At 51.0% G+C, this 20,667-nt stretch carries 20 protein-coding genes; 8 read left to right on the top strand and 12 right to left on the bottom strand.

All coding sequences use genetic code 11. The features are described 5' to 3' along the window. Positions 1-44 precede the first annotated feature (44 nt). A complete protein-coding gene (gene rhtB / locus M979_RS18525; protein WP_064555992.1) occupies positions 45-662 on the top strand; it encodes a homoserine/homoserine lactone efflux protein in 618 nt (205 codons plus the stop codon). A 14-nt stretch (positions 663-676) separates the two neighbouring features. Here rhtB and rhtC read toward each other — a convergent pair whose 3' ends face one another. From rhtC to pldA, 3 genes are all read right to left on the bottom strand, one after another. Continuing rightward, positions 677-1,297: a threonine export protein RhtC gene (gene rhtC / locus M979_RS18520; RefSeq protein ID WP_034461679.1), complete on the bottom strand. Its 621-nt coding sequence runs from the start codon at positions 1,295-1,297 to the stop codon at positions 677-679. 64 nt (positions 1,298-1,361) lie between these two features. After that, positions 1,362-3,188 carry an ATP-dependent DNA helicase RecQ gene (gene recQ / locus M979_RS18515; protein ID WP_064555991.1) on the bottom strand — a complete coding sequence of 609 codons (1,827 nt, stop codon included), beginning with the start codon at positions 3,186-3,188 and terminating at the stop codon, positions 1,362-1,364. A 30-nt stretch (positions 3,189-3,218) separates the two neighbouring features. Further along, positions 3,219-4,088 carry a phospholipase A gene (gene pldA / locus M979_RS18510; protein ID WP_064555990.1) on the bottom strand — a complete coding sequence of 290 codons (870 nt, stop codon included), beginning with the start codon at positions 4,086-4,088 and terminating at the stop codon, positions 3,219-3,221. A 167-nt stretch (positions 4,089-4,255) separates the two neighbouring features. On the opposite strand from pldA, the gene yigI reads away from it, so the two are divergent. Together yigI and rarD are read left to right on the top strand one after the other, a co-directional pair. Next, a complete protein-coding gene (yigI, locus tag M979_RS18505; RefSeq protein WP_034461682.1) occupies positions 4,256-4,726 on the top strand; it encodes an acyl-CoA thioesterase YigI in 471 nt (156 codons plus the stop codon). Between the two features lie 51 nt (positions 4,727-4,777). Next, on the top strand, positions 4,778-5,692 hold the full coding sequence (gene rarD, locus M979_RS18500; RefSeq protein WP_064555989.1) for an EamA family transporter RarD: 915 nt from the start codon (positions 4,778-4,780) through the stop codon (positions 5,690-5,692). A 35-nt stretch (positions 5,693-5,727) separates the two neighbouring features. Here the strand turns inward: rarD and corA are convergent, their stop codons facing one another. The 8 genes from corA to lptM all read right to left on the bottom strand — a co-directional run bounded on the left by corA (position 5,728) and on the right by lptM (position 12,655). Further along, the gene (gene corA / locus M979_RS18495) at positions 5,728-6,678 is read right to left on the bottom strand and encodes a magnesium/cobalt transporter CorA (RefSeq protein WP_034492179.1); all 951 of its coding nucleotides are present in this window, start codon (positions 6,676-6,678) and stop codon (positions 5,728-5,730) included. A 163-nt stretch (positions 6,679-6,841) separates the two neighbouring features. Beyond that, complete coding sequence (ysgD, locus tag M979_RS24080) at positions 6,842-6,898, bottom strand: YsgD/CorL family protein (RefSeq protein WP_367597360.1); 57 nt, start codon at positions 6,896-6,898, stop codon at positions 6,842-6,844. 148 nt (positions 6,899-7,046) lie between these two features. Further along, a complete protein-coding gene (gene uvrD / locus M979_RS18490) occupies positions 7,047-9,209 on the bottom strand; it encodes a DNA helicase II (RefSeq protein WP_064555988.1) in 2,163 nt (720 codons plus the stop codon). A 57-nt stretch (positions 9,210-9,266) separates the two neighbouring features. Further along, complete coding sequence (yigB, locus tag M979_RS18485; RefSeq protein WP_064555987.1) at positions 9,267-9,983, bottom strand: 5-amino-6-(5-phospho-D-ribitylamino)uracil phosphatase YigB; 717 nt, start codon at positions 9,981-9,983, stop codon at positions 9,267-9,269. Continuing rightward, complete coding sequence (gene xerC / locus M979_RS18480) at positions 9,983-10,888, bottom strand: tyrosine recombinase XerC (protein WP_064555986.1); 906 nt, start codon at positions 10,886-10,888, stop codon at positions 9,983-9,985. Before xerC ends, yigB begins: the two co-directional genes overlap by 1 nt. Continuing rightward, positions 10,885-11,589 carry a DUF484 domain-containing protein gene (locus tag M979_RS18475; protein WP_034461688.1) on the bottom strand — a complete coding sequence of 235 codons (705 nt, stop codon included), beginning with the start codon at positions 11,587-11,589 and terminating at the stop codon, positions 10,885-10,887. Before M979_RS18475 ends, xerC begins: the two co-directional genes overlap by 4 nt. Next, positions 11,586-12,410, bottom strand: a complete 825-nt coding sequence (gene dapF / locus M979_RS18470) for a diaminopimelate epimerase (protein WP_034461689.1) — start codon at positions 12,408-12,410, stop codon at positions 11,586-11,588. Before dapF ends, M979_RS18475 begins: the two co-directional genes overlap by 4 nt. 38 nt (positions 12,411-12,448) lie before the next feature. Beyond that, positions 12,449-12,655, bottom strand: coding sequence for an LPS translocon maturation chaperone LptM (lptM, locus tag M979_RS18465; protein WP_034461690.1), 207 nt, complete (start codon positions 12,653-12,655; stop codon positions 12,449-12,451). A gap of 128 nt (positions 12,656-12,783) precedes the next feature. Between lptM and cyaY the strand changes: the two genes are divergently transcribed. Then, positions 12,784-13,104 carry an iron donor protein CyaY gene (gene cyaY / locus M979_RS18460; RefSeq protein ID WP_034461692.1) on the top strand — a complete coding sequence of 107 codons (321 nt, stop codon included), beginning with the start codon at positions 12,784-12,786 and terminating at the stop codon, positions 13,102-13,104. Here the strand turns inward: cyaY and cyaA are convergent. Beyond that, on the bottom strand, positions 13,101-15,653 hold the full coding sequence (gene cyaA / locus M979_RS18455; RefSeq protein ID WP_064555985.1) for a class I adenylate cyclase: 2,553 nt from the start codon (positions 15,651-15,653) through the stop codon (positions 13,101-13,103). The genes cyaY and cyaA overlap by 4 nt on opposite strands. A gap of 281 nt (positions 15,654-15,934) precedes the next feature. Here cyaA and hemC point away from each other — a divergent pair, with 281 nt between their 5' ends. The 4 genes from hemC to hemY all read left to right on the top strand — a co-directional run bounded on the left by hemC (position 15,935) and on the right by hemY (position 20,082). Continuing rightward, positions 15,935-16,876, top strand: coding sequence for a hydroxymethylbilane synthase (gene hemC, locus M979_RS18450; RefSeq protein WP_064555984.1), 942 nt, complete (start codon positions 15,935-15,937; stop codon positions 16,874-16,876). Then, positions 16,873-17,613, top strand: a complete 741-nt coding sequence (gene hemD / locus M979_RS18445; protein ID WP_064555983.1) for a uroporphyrinogen-III synthase — start codon at positions 16,873-16,875, stop codon at positions 17,611-17,613. Before hemC ends, hemD begins: the two co-directional genes overlap by 4 nt. Positions 17,614-17,704: 91 nt before the next feature. Continuing rightward, entirely contained in the window at positions 17,705-18,883 is a 1,179-nt protein-coding gene (hemX, locus tag M979_RS18440; protein WP_064555982.1) for a uroporphyrinogen-III C-methyltransferase, read from the top strand. Positions 18,884-18,885: 2 nt separating this feature from the next. Then, positions 18,886-20,082 carry a protoheme IX biogenesis protein HemY gene (hemY, locus tag M979_RS18435; RefSeq protein WP_064555981.1) on the top strand — a complete coding sequence of 399 codons (1,197 nt, stop codon included), beginning with the start codon at positions 18,886-18,888 and terminating at the stop codon, positions 20,080-20,082. Positions 20,083-20,667 lie beyond the last annotated feature (585 nt).

Below are 20,667 nucleotides of genomic sequence, written 5' to 3'. Positions count from 1 at the left end.
AATAGCGTATTGTGGCATAAAAGTGTTCTTTCAGGGAATTTCACATGAGCGTTGAGTGGTGGTTAACCTATCTCCTGACCACAATAATTCTGAGTCTTTCACCCGGTTCCGGGGCAATTAATACCATGACCACCGCCATTAGCCACGGCTATCGCGGCGCGGCTGCATCTATCGCCGGGTTGCAAACCGGGCTTGCGATTCATATCGTACTGGTTGGGATTGGGCTTGGTGCGCTGTTCTCACACTCGCTGCTGGCTTTTGAAATTTTGAAATGGGCGGGTGCAGCTTATCTTGTCTGGCTTGGCATTCAGCAATGGCGTGCCGCAGGTGCGCTGGATTTAAATACGCTGGCTAACACCCAACCACGCAGCCGCCTGTTTAAGCGCGCGATTTTTGTGAATCTCACGAACCCAAAAAGCATCGTCTTTCTCGCCGCACTTTTCCCGCAGTTTATCTCTCCACATGAGCCACAGGCTTTACAGTATTTAGTGCTCGGCGTAACGACAGTAGTGGTCGATATTATTGTGATGATTGGTTATGCGGGGCTTGCGACACGAATTGCAGGCTGGATTAAAGGGCCGCGCCAGATGAAAGCATTGAACCGCGTTTTTGGTTCTCTGTTTATGCTGATTGGCGCGCTGCTTGCCACAGCACGCCAATAAGGGGCAGACAACGATTAGCGGGAAATAATCAGGTGAATGCCGAATCCGGCAAACAAGGCACCGGCAACACCATCAATCCACTTCGCAAGGCGCTGATAACCGCGGCGCATTTGCGGCAGTGCGAACAAGCTGGCAACGACGGTAAACCAGGCCAGCGTTTCCAGTGAGATCAGAACAAACAGCCCCCAACGCTCCGCGCTACCCACGTTATCGCCGACAAACAGCGAGAACACGCTACCGAAATAGATAATAGCTTTTGGGTTAGCAAGATTGGTGAGCAACCCTTTCATAAAGCTGCGCCCGCTACGAGCCAGTTCCACTTCTGGCGCTTGCTCGGAAGGTTTATCTTTTTTCAGTGCGCCGCGCAGCATCTGGTAGCCCATCCAGCACAGATATAACCCGCCACCGACCATAATGATGTTATGCAACCACGCCATTTTTTCCAGCAGCAGATGCAGGCCAAGTAGTGCTACGCCTGACCAAATCATGACACCCATGGTAATCCCCAGTACACCCATCATCGCCTCTTTACGGGAACGACTTACGGCTGTCTGAGAAACAAAGAAAAAGTCAGGACCGGGGCTTAATAGCGCAACAAGATGCACCAGTGCCACCGTGAGGAATAGCATCAACATAGGAATTAACTCGCCGAATTATTATTTGGAGAATAACTATACGAGTTGCAGCAAAGACTGGCTACTACTCATCTTCGCCGTCGACATGACTGCGGATAAGCGCCATAAACTCACGCCCAAAGCGCTCCAGTTTACGCGTACCCACACCGTTAACACCTAGCATTTCACCAGGTGTAATCGGCATTTGTTCGGCCATTTCAATCAGTGTGGCGTCGTTAAACACCACATACGGCGGGATGTTCTCTTCATCTGCAATGGCTTTGCGCAACTTACGTAATTTGGCGAACAGCTTGCGGTCGTAGTTTCCACCGAATACTTTCGGACTGGATTTCGATTTGATTGCCACAATGCGCGGCACTGCGAGCATTAAAGGTTCTTCTCCGCGCAAGAACGGGCGTGCTGCCTCGGTAAGCTGCAATGCCGAGTGTTGCGCGATATTTTGCGTCACTACACCGAGGTGAATCAGCTGGCGAATAACACTGACCCAGTGTTCGTGCGTCTGGTCCCGGCCAATGCCGTAGACCGGTAATTTATCGTGCTGAAACTCACGAATACGTTGGTTATTGGCACCGCGCAGCACTTCCACAACATAGCCCATCCCAAAGCGCTGGTTAACGCGATAAATACAGGACAACGCTTTTTGCGCATCCACCAGCCCGTCGTAACGACGCGGTGGATCGAGGCAAACATCGCAGTTACCACAAGATTGCTGGCGACCTTCACCAAAGTAATTCAGCAACACCAGGCGGCGACAGGTCTGCGCTTCCGCAAACGCGCCCATGGCATTGAGTTTGTGGCGTTCAATATCCTGCAATTGCCCGACGGGTTTTTCTTCGAGGCATTTACGCAGCCACGCCATGTCGGCCGGATCGTAAAACAGCATCGCTTCCGCAGGCAGGCCGTCACGCCCGGCTCGACCCGTTTCCTGGTAATAAGATTCGATATTACGAGGGATGTCGAAGTGCGCCACAAAACGGACGTTGGGTTTGTTGATGCCCATGCCGAACGCTACAGTCGCAACGACAATTTGCAGGTCATCACGCTGGAATTTTTCTTGTACTTCGGCACGCACCTGGTGCTCAAGCCCGGCGTGATAAGCCCCGGCGCTGATACCTTTGCTTTGCAGACGCGCAGCCGTGTCTTCCACTTTAGCGCGGCTGTTACAGTAAATAATGCCAGATTTTCCGCGCTGTTCCTGCACGTAACGCATCAGTTGATCGAGAGGTTTAAACTTCTCCATCAGCATGTAGCGAATATTCGGGCGGTCAAAGCTACTGATTTGAATGAGCGGGTCGTGCAGGCCTAACAGGCGCACAATGTCTGCACGGGTAGTGTCATCAGCCGTTGCAGTTAAGGCAATGAATGGCACCGAAGGCAGGCGTTGACGCAGTTGGCCAAGTGCAGCATATTCCGGACGGAAATCGTGCCCCCACTGCGAAATACAGTGCGCTTCATCAACCGCAACCATCGACAAGTGCCAGTGACTGATTTGGTCGATGAAGTTATCCATCATCAACCGTTCAGGCGCGATGTATAACAGGCGAATCTGTCCGGTACGGCAACCCGTCATCACTTCTTGTTGCTGTTCGCGATTTTGAGTGGAGTTAAGACATGCTGCCGCAACGCCGTTTGCCAGTAGCTGATCGACCTGGTCTTTCATCAGGGAAATCAGCGGGGAAACCACAACCGTCAGCCCACCAAACACCAGCGCTGGAATTTGGTAGCACAGTGATTTACCGCCGCCGGTCGGCATGACAACCAGGCAGTCGCGCCCTTCCAGCACCGTTTCAATGATGGTTTCCTGACCCGGGCGGAACTGTTGATAGCCGAAGGTATCTTGCAAAACCTGTCTGGCCAGCACTGCCTGATTAATTACTTCCGCCTGTGTCACGCTTTCCCCACCACTAAAACCGCCGAATTCTTAGAACAGATCGTTAAGCATAACGCCGACACCGAAGCGTGTCTGGTTAAAGTTGTAATCAATTAATGACTCACCGTAACCGCTGTAAAGCTGGGTATAAAGACGTACATGCCTGGTGACCGGATAGCTAAAGCCTAATTCCGCGCCGCCGTAACCCGTATTCCAGTTGTACTGGCCTTTCATGCTCAGAATCGCATCGCCAAACTCATAGCCGACTCGCAGCTGGTAATAGCCCAGGTATTTGGTAATGTCCGGGTTGTCATCGGTGCTGCCAATCACATACCAGGGCTTCACTTCAACCATCCAGTTGCCGTGCTCAGCCATCAGACGCGTGTATAAACGGTTCCAGCTACGGGACGTTGGGTCTGAACGACCATTTGAGTCATGGTTATAACCAAACTCGACATCTCGTAATGTCCAACCGGCGAAAGATTCATCGGTCGCAAAACCGAGGAAAAGCTGCGGTTCATAGTTGGTTTCACGGAAAGGAGAAGACTCTCCACTGTTCGACAACTGCCACCAGGATTTTTGGGTATATGAGCCACCTAAAACTGAGTTAGGCCCCAGAATACCGCGCCAGATGGGGAACGCGAGGCTCAACTGATATTTCACTTCATCTTTTTTAGCGTTATCAGCCCAGTTGTAGGTTTTGATCGCTTCTTTATTGAGGTCGTCTGTCACCGTATAAATTAAGTAGTTGGTTTCATACGGATAAAGTGTAAATGGATTATCGTGTTCCAGAAGCATATTGGCGATGATACTGCCGCGAACTGCGGGTTTGTCATGCACTTCTTTAATCGTTGCTTCTTGTGCGTAAGCGGTCAAAGGCAACAGGCTTGCTGCCACTAACCATCCCAGAAACTTGCGCATCGGCAATATTCTCCTGAACAAAAAAGGTTTCAAATTATTATCAGGGACACATTCTACATAGTTCTGAATGTGCACGCTCGGTCTACAGTTCTTAAAGTAGCAATCAACGAATACGAAGCATAAAATAAACAATTAATTAACATTGTTGTTTTGATCGAGGATGATCCATGTCTACGCCATTTCTGACCCCTGAAGCCGCCTTACAACTGGTCGGTGAGATTTTTGTTTATCACATGCCATTTAACCGTGCGCTGGGGCTGGAACTTATAAAATATGAGAAAGACTACGCCGAGCTTAGTTTTAATAACCAACCAATGATGGTGGGCAACTGGGCGCAAAGTATTTTGCACGGCGGCGTGATTGCTTCTTCGCTCGATGTCGCAGCAGGCCTGGTTTGCGTGGGCAGCACGCTCACTCGTCATGACAGTATTAGCGAAGAAGAACTGCGCCAACGTCTGTCGAAAATGGGTACTATCGACTTGCGAGTTGATTATTTACGTCCGGGGCGTGGGCAGCGCTTTACCGCCAGCAGCAGCCTGCTGCGAGCCGGGAATAAAGTGGCCGTGGCGCGTGTTGAATTACACAACGAAGACCAACTGCATATCGCCAGCGCGACCGCCACCTACATGGTGGGGTGAAGTAATTATTGCTGATACAATTAGGACACTATTCATCAACGAGTTCTTTTCATGGATGCGAAACAAACCCGCCAGGGCGTGTTACTTGCGCTGGCGGCGTATTTTATTTGGGGCATCGCGCCTGCTTACTTCAAATTAATCCACTACGTTCCGGCCGATGAAATCCTGACGCATCGCGTGATTTGGTCTTTCTTCTTTATGGTGGTGTTAATTAGCCTTAGCCGCCAGTGGCCTCAGGTAAAGAAATCCTGTCAGAACCGCAAAAAAGTATTCGCCATGGCACTTTCTGCGGTGCTAATTGGCGGTAACTGGCTGCTGTTTATTTGGGCTGTGAATAACAATCACATGTTGGAAGCTAGCCTCGGCTACTTCATCAACCCGCTGGTTAACGTGCTATTGGGCATGATTTTCCTCGGTGAACGCTTCCGTAGAATGCAGTGGGTTGCCGTGGGCCTTGCTGCTTGTGGTGTTCTGGTTCAGCTTTGGACATTCGGCTCGCTGCCCATCATCGCGCTTGGCCTGGCGTTCAGCTTCGCGTTTTACGGGCTGGTACGTAAGAAAATCGCCGTTGATGCACAAACCGGAATGTTAGTTGAAACGCTGTGGCTGCTACCAATTGCGGCTATCTATTTGTTTGGTATCGCGGACAGTTCAACCAGTCATATGGGGCAAAACCCAATGTCGCTGAACTTAATGCTTATTGCGGCAGGCGTAGTAACAACAATTCCATTGCTGTGTTTCACCGCAGCAGCAACGCGCTTGCGCCTCTCAACACTGGGTTTCTTCCAGTACATTGGCCCGACGTTAATGTTCCTGCTAGCCGTGACATTCTACGGTGAGGTGATCGGCAAAGATAAGATGCTGACCTTCGGCTTTATCTGGGCAGCACTGGCGCTGTTTATTCTTGATGCAGTTTATACGCAGCGAAACTCGCGGATAGCAGCGCGCACCGTCGCACAGAAGTAAAAAAGGGAGCCAATCGGCTCCCTTCTCATTTCATCTCACAACCAGTTTTTCCGCTTGAAGTAGAGATAAGGCGCAAGCCCGGCAAGAATCATCACGATGATCGCCGCCGGATAACCGAAGCTCAATTTCAACTCGGGCATAAACTCAAAGTTCATCCCGTAGCTGGATGCCACAAGCGTTGGTGGCAGGAATACAACGGATACAACCGAGAAGATCTTGATGATGCGGTTCTGCTCGATGTTGATAAAGCCCATCGCTGCCTGCATCAGGAAGTTCACTTTCTGGAACAGAGATTCGTTGTGCGGCAGCAGGGATTCGATATCTCGTAGAATTTCACGAGCCTGCTCAAGCTGCCCACTCGGCAAACGCGCTTTACGCACCAGGAAGTTCAGAGCACGCTGGGTATCCATCAGACACAAACGGACTTTCCAGCCGATATCTTCAAGCTCAGCAAGCGTTGAAAGTGCTGCGTCATACTCATCGCCCTGATGCCCTTCCATGATGACACGGCTGAGTTTTTCCAGGTCGCTATAGATGTTTTCGATTTCGTCTGCCAGCTGTTCGATTTTGGTTTCGAACAAGTCGAGCAGTAATTCGTAAGCGTTGCCATCCACCATATTCTGGCTACGAGCACGCATACGATAGAGGCGAAATGCAGGTAATTCACGTTCACGCAGCGTAAACAGGCGGCCTTCACGAATAGTAAATGCCACGGTGCTGTTGCCCGCGTGATCGTCTGCATCTTCATAAAAGAAAAATGAGTGGATATGCAAACCGTCTTCGTCTTCAAAGAAACGCGCGGATGCTTCGATGTCTTCCAGTTCCGGGCGGGTTGCCAGGCTTTGACCAAGTTCCGTTTGCACGCGCTGACGCTCGCTCTCTTCAGGCTCGACCAAATCAACCCAAACAGAATTGCTCAGGTTATCGGCCTCATCTAATTCAAGACGGGACAGACGATTGTTTTCCAGTTGAAATGCGCTCAGCATGACCGGTACTCCCAATGCAAAAAATATCAGGGACAGTTCGGTTGGCACACAGACAGAAACTAACTAGGTTTCAGACCATTAAAAAGTCTGACTCATTGCGACGGGATATACGAGATATGAGGTCGCCGACAACCACTAAGGCTATCAGCATTCGAGGATAGCCTTAGAAGTTGTACCTGGATGACAGGTTATTGAGCCAGTATTTACTGGGTGTGTCCAAGGCGAGTGTCCTCTTAGCGTAATCGTGCGCGCATGTTACGCCACCATAAATATGGCGTCAACACGCAACGGGACACCATGGAGTAATAAACTATGGTGATATTTATAAGGTAGCAAAAGCGTGAAAAACTATGAGTTAACTCGCTAATTTACGCCGATTCAAGGCGTGCATAAGCAGCAACTAGCCACTTAATTCCCTGCCCAGGGAAAGCCACCTGAATACGGCTATGTTCACCACTCCCTTCCAGGTTAACGACCGTGCCTTCACCAAATTTTGCATGGCGCACACGCTGCCCGAGTTTGAAACCTGAATCATTCTCAGAGATTGGCGTGCCCATGCGTTGGTGGCTGACCGGGCGGCTGACACTGGCACGCAGGCGAACTTCTTCCACGCAGTTTTCTGGCAGCTCGCCAATGAAGCGTGACGGGCGGTGATACACCTCTTTGCCATACAGACGGCGGGTTTCAGCATAGGTCAGTGTGAGTTTTTGCATCGCACGCGTCACGCCAACGTATGCAAGACGACGTTCTTCTTCCAGGCGGCCACCTTCATCCAGTGACATCTGGCTCGGGAACATGCCCTCTTCCATACCGACGATAAAGACTTGTGGGAACTCCAGCCCTTTTGCTGAGTGCAGCGTCATCAGTTGCACCGCATCTTGCCATGTATCGGCTTGCCCTTCTCCGGCTTCGAGTGCCGCATGAGACAAGAATGCCTGCAACGGCATCAAGTCTTCGTCTTCATCCTGGTAACTGAACTGGCGCGTGGCCGTGACCAGTTCTTCTAAGTTTTCAATACGCGTCTGGCCTTTCTCGCCCTTTTCTTGCTCGTACATCACCATCAGGCCCGAGTCTTTGATAACGCGGTCAGTTTGTACGTGCAGCGGCATATCGATGGTTTCATGTGCCAGCGCGTCGATAAGCTCCAGAAAGCGTTGCAATGCAGAAGCCGCACGGCCCGCCAACACTTTTTCCTGAAGCAACAAACGACAGGCTTGCCACATTGTCAGTTGCTGGTCGCGCGATGTCTGGCGCACCACGTCCAATGTACGGTCGCCGATACCACGCGTTGGCGTGTTTACCACGCGTTCAAACGCCGCGTCGTCATTGCGGTTAGCAATCAGGCGCAGATACGAGAGCGCGTCTTTGATTTCCTGACGTTCGAAGAAGCGCATACCGCCATAAATGCGGTATGGCATGCCGACCTGCAATAACGCCTCTTCCAGCACACGCGATTGGGCGTTGCTACGGTAAAGAATCGCGCACTGCTCGAGTGCACCACCCGCTTCCTGCCACGTTTTAATGCGGTTAACCACAAAACGCGCTTCATCTAATTCGTTAAATGCGCAATACAGCGAGATGGGCTCGCCGTCGCTGCCATCCGTCCACAGCTCTTTGCCTAAACGGCCTGAGTTGTTCGCAATCAGGGCGTTGGCGGCATTTAGAATGTTGTTGGTTGAGCGGTAGTTTTGCTCAAGGCGAATGGTTTGTGCGCCAGGGAAGTCGGTCAGAAACCGTTGGATATTCTCAACTTGCGCGCCGCGCCAGCCATAGATTGACTGGTCATCGTCACCAACAATCATCACTTTTCCGGTATCACCCGCCAGCATGCGGATCCATGCATACTGAATGCTGTTGGTATCCTGGAATTCGTCGACCAGAATGTTGGTAAAGCGTTCGCGGTAGTGGTTGAGAATGTGCGGTTTATTCAGCCACAGTTCGTGGGCGCGCAGCAATAGCTCGGCAAAATCCAGCAGGCCTGCGCGATCGCAGGCTTCCTGATACGCCTGATACACTTTTTGCCAGGTCTGCTCTACCGGATTACCATAGCTTTCAATATGATGTGGGCGAAGCCCTTCATCTTTCTTACCGTTGATAAACCACATTGCCTGGCGTGCTGGCCACTGTTTATCGTCGAGATTCATGGCTTTAATCAGGCGCTTTAACAAACGCAGCTGATCTTCGCTATCCAGTATTTGGAAATCCTGCGGCAGGTTAGCGTCCATGTGATGCGCACGCAGCAAGCGGTGAGCCAGGCCATGGAAGGTACCAACCCACATGCCGCCCTGGCTGGTTCCCATCAACTGACTGATACGGTGGCGCATTTCTGCCGCTGCTTTGTTGGTAAACGTCACCGCCATAATGGAGTATGGCGAGCAGTTTTCTACGCTAATCAACCACGCGATGCGATGCACCAATACGCGCGTCTTACCGCTTCCTGCACCAGCCAGTACCAGCATGTTGCTACGCGTGGCCGCGACGGCTTCGCGCTGTTTGTCATTAAGGCTGTCGAGCAGGTAAGAAACGTCCATTGGCACCGCCGTTGAGGAGATAGAAATATACTGTGATTTTATACAGAACTAAGCAGATTATATCAGCGCAGTGAGGGATGCCAACTGCGAAATTTCCAGATGTGGCAATAAACGGCTGTCATCAATCTGCATCAGATCGCCATCACGCAGGTTTATCCAGCAGGCTTGCATTCCACAGCGAACAGCTCCTGCAACATCAGTGGTCAGGTCATCACCAACATGTAAAATATGGGCAAGCGGAACATCCAGCTTTTCTGCCGCCAGGTGATACATGTCGTTAAATGGCTTGGAACGCCCGTGCGGACCCGCGCGCAGCACAAACTTGAAATATTTATCGAGGCCAAAAAGATGGGGTTCGGCGTTACCGTTGGTAATCGCCACCAGCGGCCATTTTTCTGCGAGACTCGCTAATGTGTCGTGCGTTTCTTGCGGCACGTCGATTTGGCTACGCCAGTAAGCGAAATTCGCCATCGAAGCCTGCGCGCCTGCGGCGGCTTCTTCCACTGACAAGCCCACGTCTAACATGGCCTGTTCAACGGCACGACGACGCCATTCGGTGACATCGTGATAAATATCGGGTTCTGCGAGGCGCAGCGCATGTCGAATGCGCAAAAAGTCGGGGCGTTGCAGATGGCTGAGTTTCGGATGGTAATTCTGCACAAAGCTCATTGATTCGCGCTCGGTGCGTAGAATAACCTCACGGTTGTCATACAGCGTGTCGTCGAGATCAAAAGTGAGCGCGGCAATAGGCCCAAGTGGACGGTAAAAATGCATTACGATTTCCCTCGTTTAGCGCGTGGATGCGCAGCATCATACACTGTGGCTAAGTGTTGGAAGTCGAGATGGGTATAGATTTGTGTCGTGGAAAGGTTGGCGTGGCCCAGTAATTCCTGCACACCACGCAAATCCCCGCTGGACTCCAGCATGTGCGTGGCGAATGAGTGACGTAGTTTGTGTGGATGGACATGGCTGTTCAGCCCCTGCTTTATCCCCCACTCGCTAAAACGTTTTTGAACGTTGCGCGTCGAAATTCGCTTGCCTTGTTTGGAGAGAAACAACGCATCATCGTCCGGGCCAAAAAGCTCGCGCAGGTCAAGCCAGTGTTCAACCCAGGTCACCGCCGTTTTGCCAATCGGCACGCGGCGCTCTTTGCTGCCTTTACCCATCACCCACACTTCACCTGTCGTAAGGTCAATGTGGCGACAATCCATATTAACCAGTTCGGAAAGACGCAGCCCCGCACCGTACATCACCTCAAGCATCGCGCGATCGCGCACGGCAAGCGGGTCGTTGATGTCGATATCCAACAGACGACTAACGTCATCGACGTCGATATTTTTTGGCAGATGGCGGCCAGCTTTCGGCGTAGTAATGCCTTTTGCAGGATTAGCTTTGAGTTCGCCCTGGCTCACACACCAGTCGAAGAAACTACGAAGTGCAGAAAGACGTAATGCGAGGCTTGATGACCCGAGGCCAGCCTTGCGGCTGCGAACCGTGATTGAGCGAACCGCGGCGGCATCACACTGCTGCCATGTGCTCATTTTCATCTCGCCTGCGAGGGTGATTATCGCGGCCAGTTGGCGGCCATAGTTGAGCAATGTCAGCGGGCTTAACTGGCGTTCTACTTTCAGGTAGCGCATAAAGCCGTCGACTAAAGGTTGCAGTGGGGAGGCCGTCATACTCGCTCGACCCAGCGCTCCAGCAAGTCTGGCAACATCAGCGCCAGTTCGTGAAGTAATTGTGTGCCTTGCCCTTCCTGGTAATGCTGAGGGTCGCGGCTACTGAAAACCAGTACGCCTAAATCAGCCTCACTACCCATCAGAGACACGGCCACTGAACCAATGGCTTTCGCCTGAGGTAAAACAACCAGTAATTCAGGGCCATTTAATGGCCCCAAATAATGCTGATGGCCCCCAAGACGTTGAATACGCAACGGCTCGAAAGCCTGCCGATTCAGTGCTAAATGGGTAAAATCAGAAGGAGCACCAATCCGCCAACGGTCCGCAAAAAGACGCACATTTGCGCCAGCCAGACCCATTTCGCGCGCCCAACGGTGCAAGCGGTTAAGCATATCCTGCAAACTCGTGGCAGAAGCCAGACGACCCTGCAACTTCAGTAAGCGATAAAACAAACCTTCGTTGGCACTCGCCTGCTCCATCAGCAGGGTCATGTTTTCTTCAAGGAAATTGATATGGTTACGGCTACGCGCCATGTGCCACTCAACCAACGAAACAGTGCCACGTACCGGATGCGGCACTTGCATCTGTTCTACATGCTGGGCATTACGAATAAAGAAATCGGGATGACGCAGCAGATATTCCGCCACCATTCGGTCATCCAGTTCCAATACGGCTTCTTGCTGTTCCTCGGCATTCTTCATAGATGTATAAACCCATCATAGACGTGGGCCGCTGGGCCGGTCATAAACAACGGCGTTCCCGGCCCTTTCCAGGCGATATCAAGACGACCACCAGGCAGCTCAACGCGAACCTCTTCCGCAAGTATCCCTTGCAAGATGCCCACAGCAACTGCGCCGCAAGCACCGCTGCCACAAGCTTGTGTTTCCCCGGCGCCACGTTCATAAACGCGCAGACGGATATGTTCTTTGGTTACAACCTGCATAAAGCCAATGTTTGCACGCTCAGGAAAACGCTCATGGTTTTCCATCACTGGCCCCAGTGTTTCCACAGCGGCCGTTGTTACGTCATCAACCTGAATCACGCAATGAGGATTACCCATCGACACGACGCCACACATAATGGTTTGTTCAGCGGCACGCATAATATAGGTCTTTTCCGCTTTGTTTGCGCGGAACGGCACAGCAGAAGGCTCGAAATTGGGCTCGCCCATATTCACGCGTACCAACTCATCTTCCGTCACGCTGAGAATCATGCGGCCATTGGCGGTACTAACGCGAATATCACGTTTGTTGGTAAGCCCCTTCAGGCGCACAAAACGCGCAAAGCAACGTGCACCATTACCGCATTGCGAGACTTCGCTGCCATCGGCGTTAAAAATACGATAATGGAAATCGAGGTCAGGATCGTATGGCGGTTCAACCACCAACAACTGATCAAAACCCACTCCCAAATGCCTGTCGGCCAGACGGCGGATAAGCTCAGGGGAGAAATAGACGTTTTGAGTCACCGCGTCGACGACCATAAAGTCATTGCCAAGGCCATGCATCTTCGAAAACTGCATCTTCTGCTCCATATACGCGGCTACTTATTAATAATGTGCTAGTAGACAACCTGAGTCGGCGCGTTATCAGTACCACGATTATTACGATCTGGCGTGGTTGATTGCGGCTGTGGCTTAGGGGTGACCTGAGATGTAGGCTTGGTTTTACCATCTGCTGGCGGGAAATAGAGAGGCCCTTTGAGGCCACAGCCAGAAAGACTAAAAAGTGCCAGCATGAGAGCGAATGGGCAGAGAATTTTCTTCATTATTGAGATGCCTGTAAGCCAATATTCTGCTGTCTATCATCGCAGGTGATCCCTGAAAAGCAATACTCTTTTCTATTCACCTGTGTTGCTTTTATACTGCCCGCAAGACGAACAACTGAGAAAAAGACATGAACGACAGTGAATTTCATCGCTTAGCTGACGGCCTGTGGTCAACAATCGAAGAACGCCTGGATGACTGGGATGGTGATAGCGATATTGACTGCGAAATCAATGGCGGCGTGCTGACCCTGAGTTTTGAGAACCGCAGCAAGATTATTATCAATCGCCAGGAGCCTCTCCATCAGGTATGGCTTGCCACCAAAAGTGGCGGTTACCATTTTAACCTGAAAGACGACAAATGGATTTGTGACCGTAGCGGCGCAGAGTTTTGGGCATTACTCGAAGAAGCTTGCACACAGCAAGCGGGTGAACCAGTTAGCTTTAGCTAGCTGTTGCTGTACTGCTGAAGTAGCGGCGCATTGCTATCATCATGATTAGTCGGCGTCGCTGCTGTAATAGTCTGGGTGCGGAACGGGATCACCTGCGAGCGCCCATCGACTTTCACAATCTGATAGAACTGCGGCAAGTTGAAGTTAATGAAGCTTGAGCCGTAGGTGAAACGATCGTGCGAAGACGAGTAGAAACGGCTGACATCACGCACTAAATCTTCTTTACTGCCCTCACAGTGGTGATACACCTCTGCGCGGTTCGTCTCATCGAGGATATAGATATTGAACCCGTGATCCTCACTCGCTTCTTCAAAGAAGAATTGAATGATCCCTTCACTGGCAAACCCATCTACCACTGACGGCAACTGAACCTGATTGGTTTCCACCTGCACTGACAGACCGTGCAGTTTGTTGTGCGAAATCGCACCGTAGAACTCGACTGCATTCTCCAGTTTTTGCACTGAAACGCTCAGCCGTTCGAAGAATAGCCCCCACGTTTGGCCCGAAATACGCAGCGCTTTAAAACGGCCAGGTTCCTGGCGTGTGCTGGACAAGCGGAAGTCGATACATTCAGAAACCAGCTGCTGAACGCGTGTGCGGATAAGCCCACGCAGATGCTGGCTATAACAAAACACTTCAACACTATCTGGCGGCGCTGCATCCTGGTGCATTTTGCCCAGAATAGTTTTCAGCGCCTCAATCATCGATTGCTCGCCGTTGAAATGCAGGGTACGCACTTCATTCCAGGAGTTGCGGTAAAGCAGGTCAACGCTTCCCACCAGGCACTGTTGCTGTTGCCCGAAGCTGAACACATCCAGCTTACGGAAATCGAAATGAACAACCTGATTGCGGAATGCCGCAGTCGGGTCGTATTCGAGGTTAACAATAATAGCCAAATGGCGAATTTCGCATGGGCTATACAACGCTTTCGCGGTTGGCGCAGGCAGACGCAGCGGGAAGTGGTGCGAAACGTCGGCAACCATTTCCTGCAATTTTGGCAAATCACAGATTCCGTTGCCCTTAATAAACAGGCGGGTGCGCGAAGTCAGCAGGCCGTTGAAGTAGGCCCATGCCACCAGCTTATTAAGATAACGGTTATATTCCAGCGGTTGATGGCTGATGATGGAATCCATGTTTGGCGCACGGTTGTAGAGATACCAACCTGAACGGTTGGCACGACCAGGCGGAACATGGATAAAGGTCAGATTCGGCTCTGACAAATCAGGAGAAATCTGCGGGTTAACCAGCGTGACTTTGCCTGGTAGCGCTTCAAACGCTGCATACAATTTACGGGTCAACACACCGATATCTTGCGGACTTGCGCTGACGCTCAGGTTGTTACGGCGAGCGAAACGAATCAGGTTGCGATAGCTTTGCATCATCGCATCAAGGAGTTCGTTGTGCGCATCGCGAACCTGGTCGATTTTCCAGTTAGCGCGGTTATCAAGCATCGCCAGACGTAGCTCGTCCCAGCCCCAGTCTTTGACCAGTTGGCTTAAGACTTCACGACGCCAGCCTACACAGGCACGCTCACGGGACAGTTTTTCGCACACTTTCAGATAGAAGCAGCGGCGTACTAAGTCCAGACGCGCCGTGTCTTCAATTTGCGTGAGGTAATGAGTCACACGCTCCAGCATCATGCAGTAAGGATCAAGCCCAAAAGAGACTATCTCGCCATTATGCAGACGTTGTTTAATGTCTTTTGCCAGTAAGCGAGTATTCGGGTATTCCCAGGAATAGGCTTCCAGCAGCAGCGTTTTGAGCACGGCTTTATAAGGTGAATCAATACTCTTATAGAGCTGCCACAGGCTGGCTCCAAAGTATTCTTCCGCTGACAGAGAGCTTAAACCACCGAGATCCAGCCATTCGTTTGGCGTAAGCACGCCCTGCGAGTAGAGGCTCATTACGTAATCGTCGTAATGATCTTCTTCATCGCCCGGCACCATACTCCAAAGAATACGTTTCCCGGCCAGGCGCACAGCGGTGCGGTAGAATTCGTCCAGCAACAATATATGTTGTGTTGAACCACAGTCTTCGCCGCCCAGACTGCCACTTTCGTTATGGCGGAAGCGGTTTTCGTCAATCAGGAAGAAGCTAACTTCAACACCTAAAGATGCAGCCCAGCTTTCCAACACGCTACATTTACGTTGTAGCAACTGACGCTCGTCATTATCGAGCCATGACTGGTGACAAACCCAAATATCCAGATCGGATGAACAACTCTGCCCAACGGACGATGTACTGCCCATGGTATAGAGGCCCGTGATAGGCAATTCACCGGATTCTGATTTCTGCGGCGGCATACCGCGCATCAATTCGAGTTCGTTAAGATAGTGGCGTTGGGTTTCATCAGGCGTGTAGATGCAAATGCCATGTGGAACGTTACCTTCAAGGTAACCTGGCATCAGCGGGTGATGATAATGTAACAATGTTGGCAGAAGACTGTAGACCTGTTGAAAAGCAGGGCCCATTGCCGCAAGTGCGCGATCTACACGCAGTTGGTTGATGGCATCCAGTCTCTGTTTAAGAGTCTCAATATAGAGGTACAAGACATATCGCCTGATGGTTTCAGTATTACGAAAAAACCCGTTTCCCGGTTGTTGCCTCTATTATAAACGACAAGGCAAAGAATTGCTGGAAACGTGATCAATTTAACACCTTGCTGGTTGACCGTAAAGAAAGATGCGCTACGCGCCAACTTCCGCTCCGCCTACCGGCTTTATCTTCCATAATACGAAATATGTCCCTCTTTTCCGCAAACCCGTTGAAACTGACAGCCTTCCTTGAAGAGTGGTAGGATGGTCAGAGACGATAATTACGGTAACTAGCAATGTTAGACAATGTATTAAGAATTGCCACTCGCCAAAGTCCATTAGCACTCTGGCAAGCACATTATGTCAAACAACGCCTGGAGGCGTGCCATCCCCAGCTCATGGTTGAACTGGTGCCTATGGTTACGCGTGGCGACATCATTCTTGATACACCGCTGGCGAAAGTTGGTGGCAAAGGATTGTTTGTCAAAGAATTAGAGTTAGCACTGCTTGAAGGCCGCGCGGATATCGCCGTGCATTCAATGAAAGATGTGCCAGTCGAATTTCCTGAAGGCTTAGGGTTAGTGACGATTTGCGAGCGTGACGATCCGCGTGACGCTTTTGTCTCCAATAATTTCTCTAGTCTTGATTCTCTCCCGGCAGGCAGCGTTGTAGGCACTTCCAGCCTCCGCCGCCAATGCCAGATCGCCGAGCGCCGCCCGGACCTTGTGATTCGCTCATTGCGCGGCAATGTGGGAACCCGTCTGGGTAAACTTGATAACGGCGACTATGACGCAATTATTCTGGCGGTAGCCGGGCTTAACCGTCTTGGCTTGCAATCACGTATTCGCTACGCATTGCCTGCGGAAATATCTCTACCCGCTGTAGGCCAGGGCGCGGTGGGAATCGAATGCCGTCTTGATGATGAATACACTCAAGCGCTGCTCGCTTCACTTAACCATGAAGAGACTGCAATTCGCGTCTGTGCTGAACGCGCCATGAACATGCGCCTCGAAGGTGGATGCCAGGTGCCGATTGGCAGTTATGCTGAATTGAAAGATGGCGAGCTATGGCTGCGCGCATTAGTAGGCGCGCCAGACGGTTCGATATTGGTGCGTGGCGAACGCCGTGGTAAACCAGAAGATGCCGAAGTCATGGGCATTTCGCTTGCGGAAGAGCTTCTCGATAAAGGCGCGCGCGAAATTCTTGCCGCCGTTTATGACGGAGATGCTCCGGCATGACGATACTTGTCACCCGCCCTTCCCCTGCCGGGGACGAATTAGTGAGCAGACTGCGCGCACTGGGGCAGGTGGCGTATAGCTTTCCACTTATCGAGTTTTCCCCCGGCCGACAGTTGGACAAACTGCCTCAGATGCTGGCAAGCCTGAATGAAGGCGACCTGGTGTTCGTGTTATCGCAGCACGTCATAAATTATGCCCACCCCCAATTACGCCAAAACGGCATCTCCTGGCCTTCACATATTGCCTGGTTTGCCATTGGGCGTACGACAGCCTTAGCGTTTCACACGGTTAGCCATTTGCCGATTCGCTATCCGCAAGACAGGGAAACGTCGGAAGTGTTGCTACAATTACCTGAATTACAGAATGTTGCCGGAAAGCGGGCACTCATTTTACGTGGAAACGGTGGACGCGAGCTATTAGGTGAAACACTAACTGAACGCGGTGCAGAAGTGACATTCTGCGAATGCTACCAAAGAAGTGCCAGAATTTATGACGGAATGGAAGAAGCCTTTCGCTGGCGCGAACGTGGGGTTTCAACGCTGGTCGTGACAAGCGGTGAAATGCTACAACAACTTTATGCACTCATTCCGGAGTGGTATCGCAAAAACTGGTTACTACACTGCCGACTGTTAGTTGTCAGTGAGCGTTTGGCAGACCTTGCCCGGGATTTGGGCTGGCAAGATATTCGGGTCGCCGATAACGCAGACAATGACGCGCTGCTTCGCGCGTTACAATAAATCAATCCCCAAAATAATTTGAGTTGCAGTAAGGCGAGGCCAATGTACATGCAACTTGAAGTATGAAGGGGAAACAATATGGGACGCCACAATGACGGAACAACAAAACAACTCCGCCATGGTTGAAGAGACCACACCTGCGGTAGAAAGCGCTCCGCTTTCAGAACAGCCACCACAAAAAAATCGTAGTGGTATTGCCGGAATTGCGCTAGGTGCTATCGCCATTGCTATTGCCCTTGCGTTAGGTGGCGGTCTTTACAGTTATGGTAAGCATCAGGCAGCGGCGCAAAATGCCAACACCGATGCATTGGCAACGCAGCTCACCGCCTTACAAAAGCAACAAGAACAGCAGCAAGCTTCTCTGGAAACAACCATCAAGCAGCAGGCAACTGCACTGCAGGAGTCGGATCGTCAGCAGGAAAATCTGGCTCGCGAACTTGATGAAGTGCAGCAAAAAGTAGCCACGATTTCCGGCAGCGATGCAAAAACCTGGTTGTTAGCGCAATCCGACTTCCTGGTGAAACTGGCCGGGCGTAAATTGTGGAGCGATCAGGATGTCACCACGGCGGCAGCACTTTTGAAAAGTGCTGATGCCAGCCTCGCTGATATGAACGACCCGAGCTTACTTAGCGTTCGCCGTGCTCTGACGGACGATATTTCTGCGTTATCAGCAATTACTCAGGTCGACTACGACGGGATTATTCTCAAGCTCAATCAGCTTTCTAATCAGGTCGATAATCTACGTCTTGCAGATAACAATAGTGACGATACGCCGATGGATTCCGACGGCAGCGAGCTATCCAGCACGGTGACGGAATGGCGTGAAAATCTAACTAAAAGCTGGCACAACTTTATAGATAGTTTCATTACTGTTCGCCGCCGCGATGAAACCGCCGTTCCTTTATTAGCGCCAAATCAAGATGTTTATCTGCGTGAGAATATTCGTTCACGCTTGCTGGTTGCGGCACAAGCGGTTCCACGTCATCAGGATGAAACCTACAAACAGTCGCTGGAGAATGTTTCCACTTGGGTTCGGGCCTATTACGACACCAACGACAGCGTAACAAAATCCTTCCTTGATGAGCTGGACTCTCTTAGCCAGCAAAGCATCAATATGGATGTTCCGCAGACGCTGGAAAGCCAGCCTTTACTGGAAAAGCTGATGCAGACTCGGGTACGTAATTTACTTGCCCAACCTGCTGCGAGCGCAACCACTCCCGCTGAACCTGCCGCGCCTGAACAAGCGCCTGCAACAACTCAAGGAGAATAAGCATGATTAAAGTCTTATTACTCTTTCTGCTGTTGATCGCCGGGATCGTTCTTGGACCAATGCTCGCCGGACATCAGGGTTATGTGCTGATCCAAACTGACAATTACAACGTCGAAACCAGCGTAACAGGCCTGGTGATCATCCTGATCCTGACAATGGTGGTGCTGTTTGCTATTGAATGGATACTGCGCCGTGTTTTCCGTACCGGGGCTCGTACTCGTGGCTGGTTTGTTGGGCGCAAAAGCAGTCGCGCGCGCAAGCAAACCAAAGCTGCACTGCTGAAATTAGCAGAGGGTGACTATCAGCAAGTTGAGAAGCTGATGCTGAAAAACGCCGATCATGCTGAACAACCAGTGGTGAACTACTTGTTGGCAGCTGAAGCAGCGCAACAGCGTGGCGATGAAATTCGTGCAAACCAGCATCTGGAACGTGCAGCCGAATTGGCAGATAGCGATCAACTCCCGGTAGAAATTACCCGCGTGCGCCTGCAACTGGTGCGTAACGAAAACCATGCTGCGCGCCACGGCGTGGATAAATTGCTGGAGACCGCACCACGTCACCCTGAAGTGCTGCGCCTTGCCGAAATGGCATATGTGCGTACCGGTGCATGGGGTTCACTGCTTGATATTTTGCCAGCGATGGACAAAGTGCAGGTTGGCGATGAAGCACACCGTGCCATGCTGCAACAACAAGCCTGGATTGGCTTGATGGACCAAGCGATGGCTGATCAGGGTAATGATGGGCTGAAGACCTGGTGGAAGAATCAAAGCCGTAAGACACGCCATGAAACCGTACTACAGGTGGCGATGGCGGAGCATCTTATTGAGTGTGACGATCATGATGCAGCACAGGAAATCATTCTTGATGGCCTAAAACGCCAGTACGACGAGCGTTTGATTTTACTGATGCCACGTCTGAAATCAGGCAACCCGGAGCAACTTGAAAAAGCCCTTCGCCAGCAGATCAAGACACAAGGCGATCGCCCATTGCTCAATAGCACACTCGGTCAGTTATTGATGAAACACGGTGAATGGCAACAGGCAAGCGAGGCTTTCCGTGAAGCACTCAAACAGCGTCCTGATGCCTTTGATTATGCATGGTTGGCTGATTGCCTGGATCGTCTGCACAACCCAGAAGAGGCGGCCTTGATGCGCCGTGATGGCCTGCTGCTAACCCTACAAAACAACCCCAATTCATAACACCCCAAGGGCGCTAACTGTCGCCCTTATCTATTTCCTCCATGCAAAAAAAAACACCTGCCAATTGGCAGGTGTCAAAACAGGTCTTTAAGACAACTAAGTGGTGCTTCACTCAACGTTATGTCCATGGTGTTGGATGAGGCCTGAAAGACGACATCTGTCGGTGGACGATAAGCACCGTAATCGGCTCTGCGTCATTCCTGGGTTTATGAAGCCTAAGCAAACATAATAAGTGGAATGAGCATCTACAGGTATATTATTGCACGATGCATGCCAGGTTTGAATTCATAATTATCCGTCACCAGGAATCATTTTATATTCATGATGTTATCTGGCACTCCTCTGGCAATGGGTGAGCTATTTTTGTACCTGAGAAGCACTGCAATAGTGTCTCTTTTTAGAGACACTTAAGTTAGAGTTTGGAATTATTACTTTTTATCAATGAGTTAATAGTCACCAAACAGCGACAATAAAAATCGCGATGTCGTGGTTTTGAGACGAGGTTTTAGATTAGCGATTTTGTCGGATGTCGCCGTGCCAATCCCACCGACGAAGCCCTAAACTGCATGACTAGTCCTGATATAA

Source organism: Buttiauxella noackiae ATCC 51607, assembly GCF_001654865.1.
GTDB classification, from domain to species: domain Bacteria; phylum Pseudomonadota; class Gammaproteobacteria; order Enterobacterales; family Enterobacteriaceae; genus Buttiauxella; species Buttiauxella noackiae.
The sequence above is the reverse complement of the archived record's forward strand: the minus strand, read 5'-3'. Positions and strand labels throughout refer to the sequence as shown.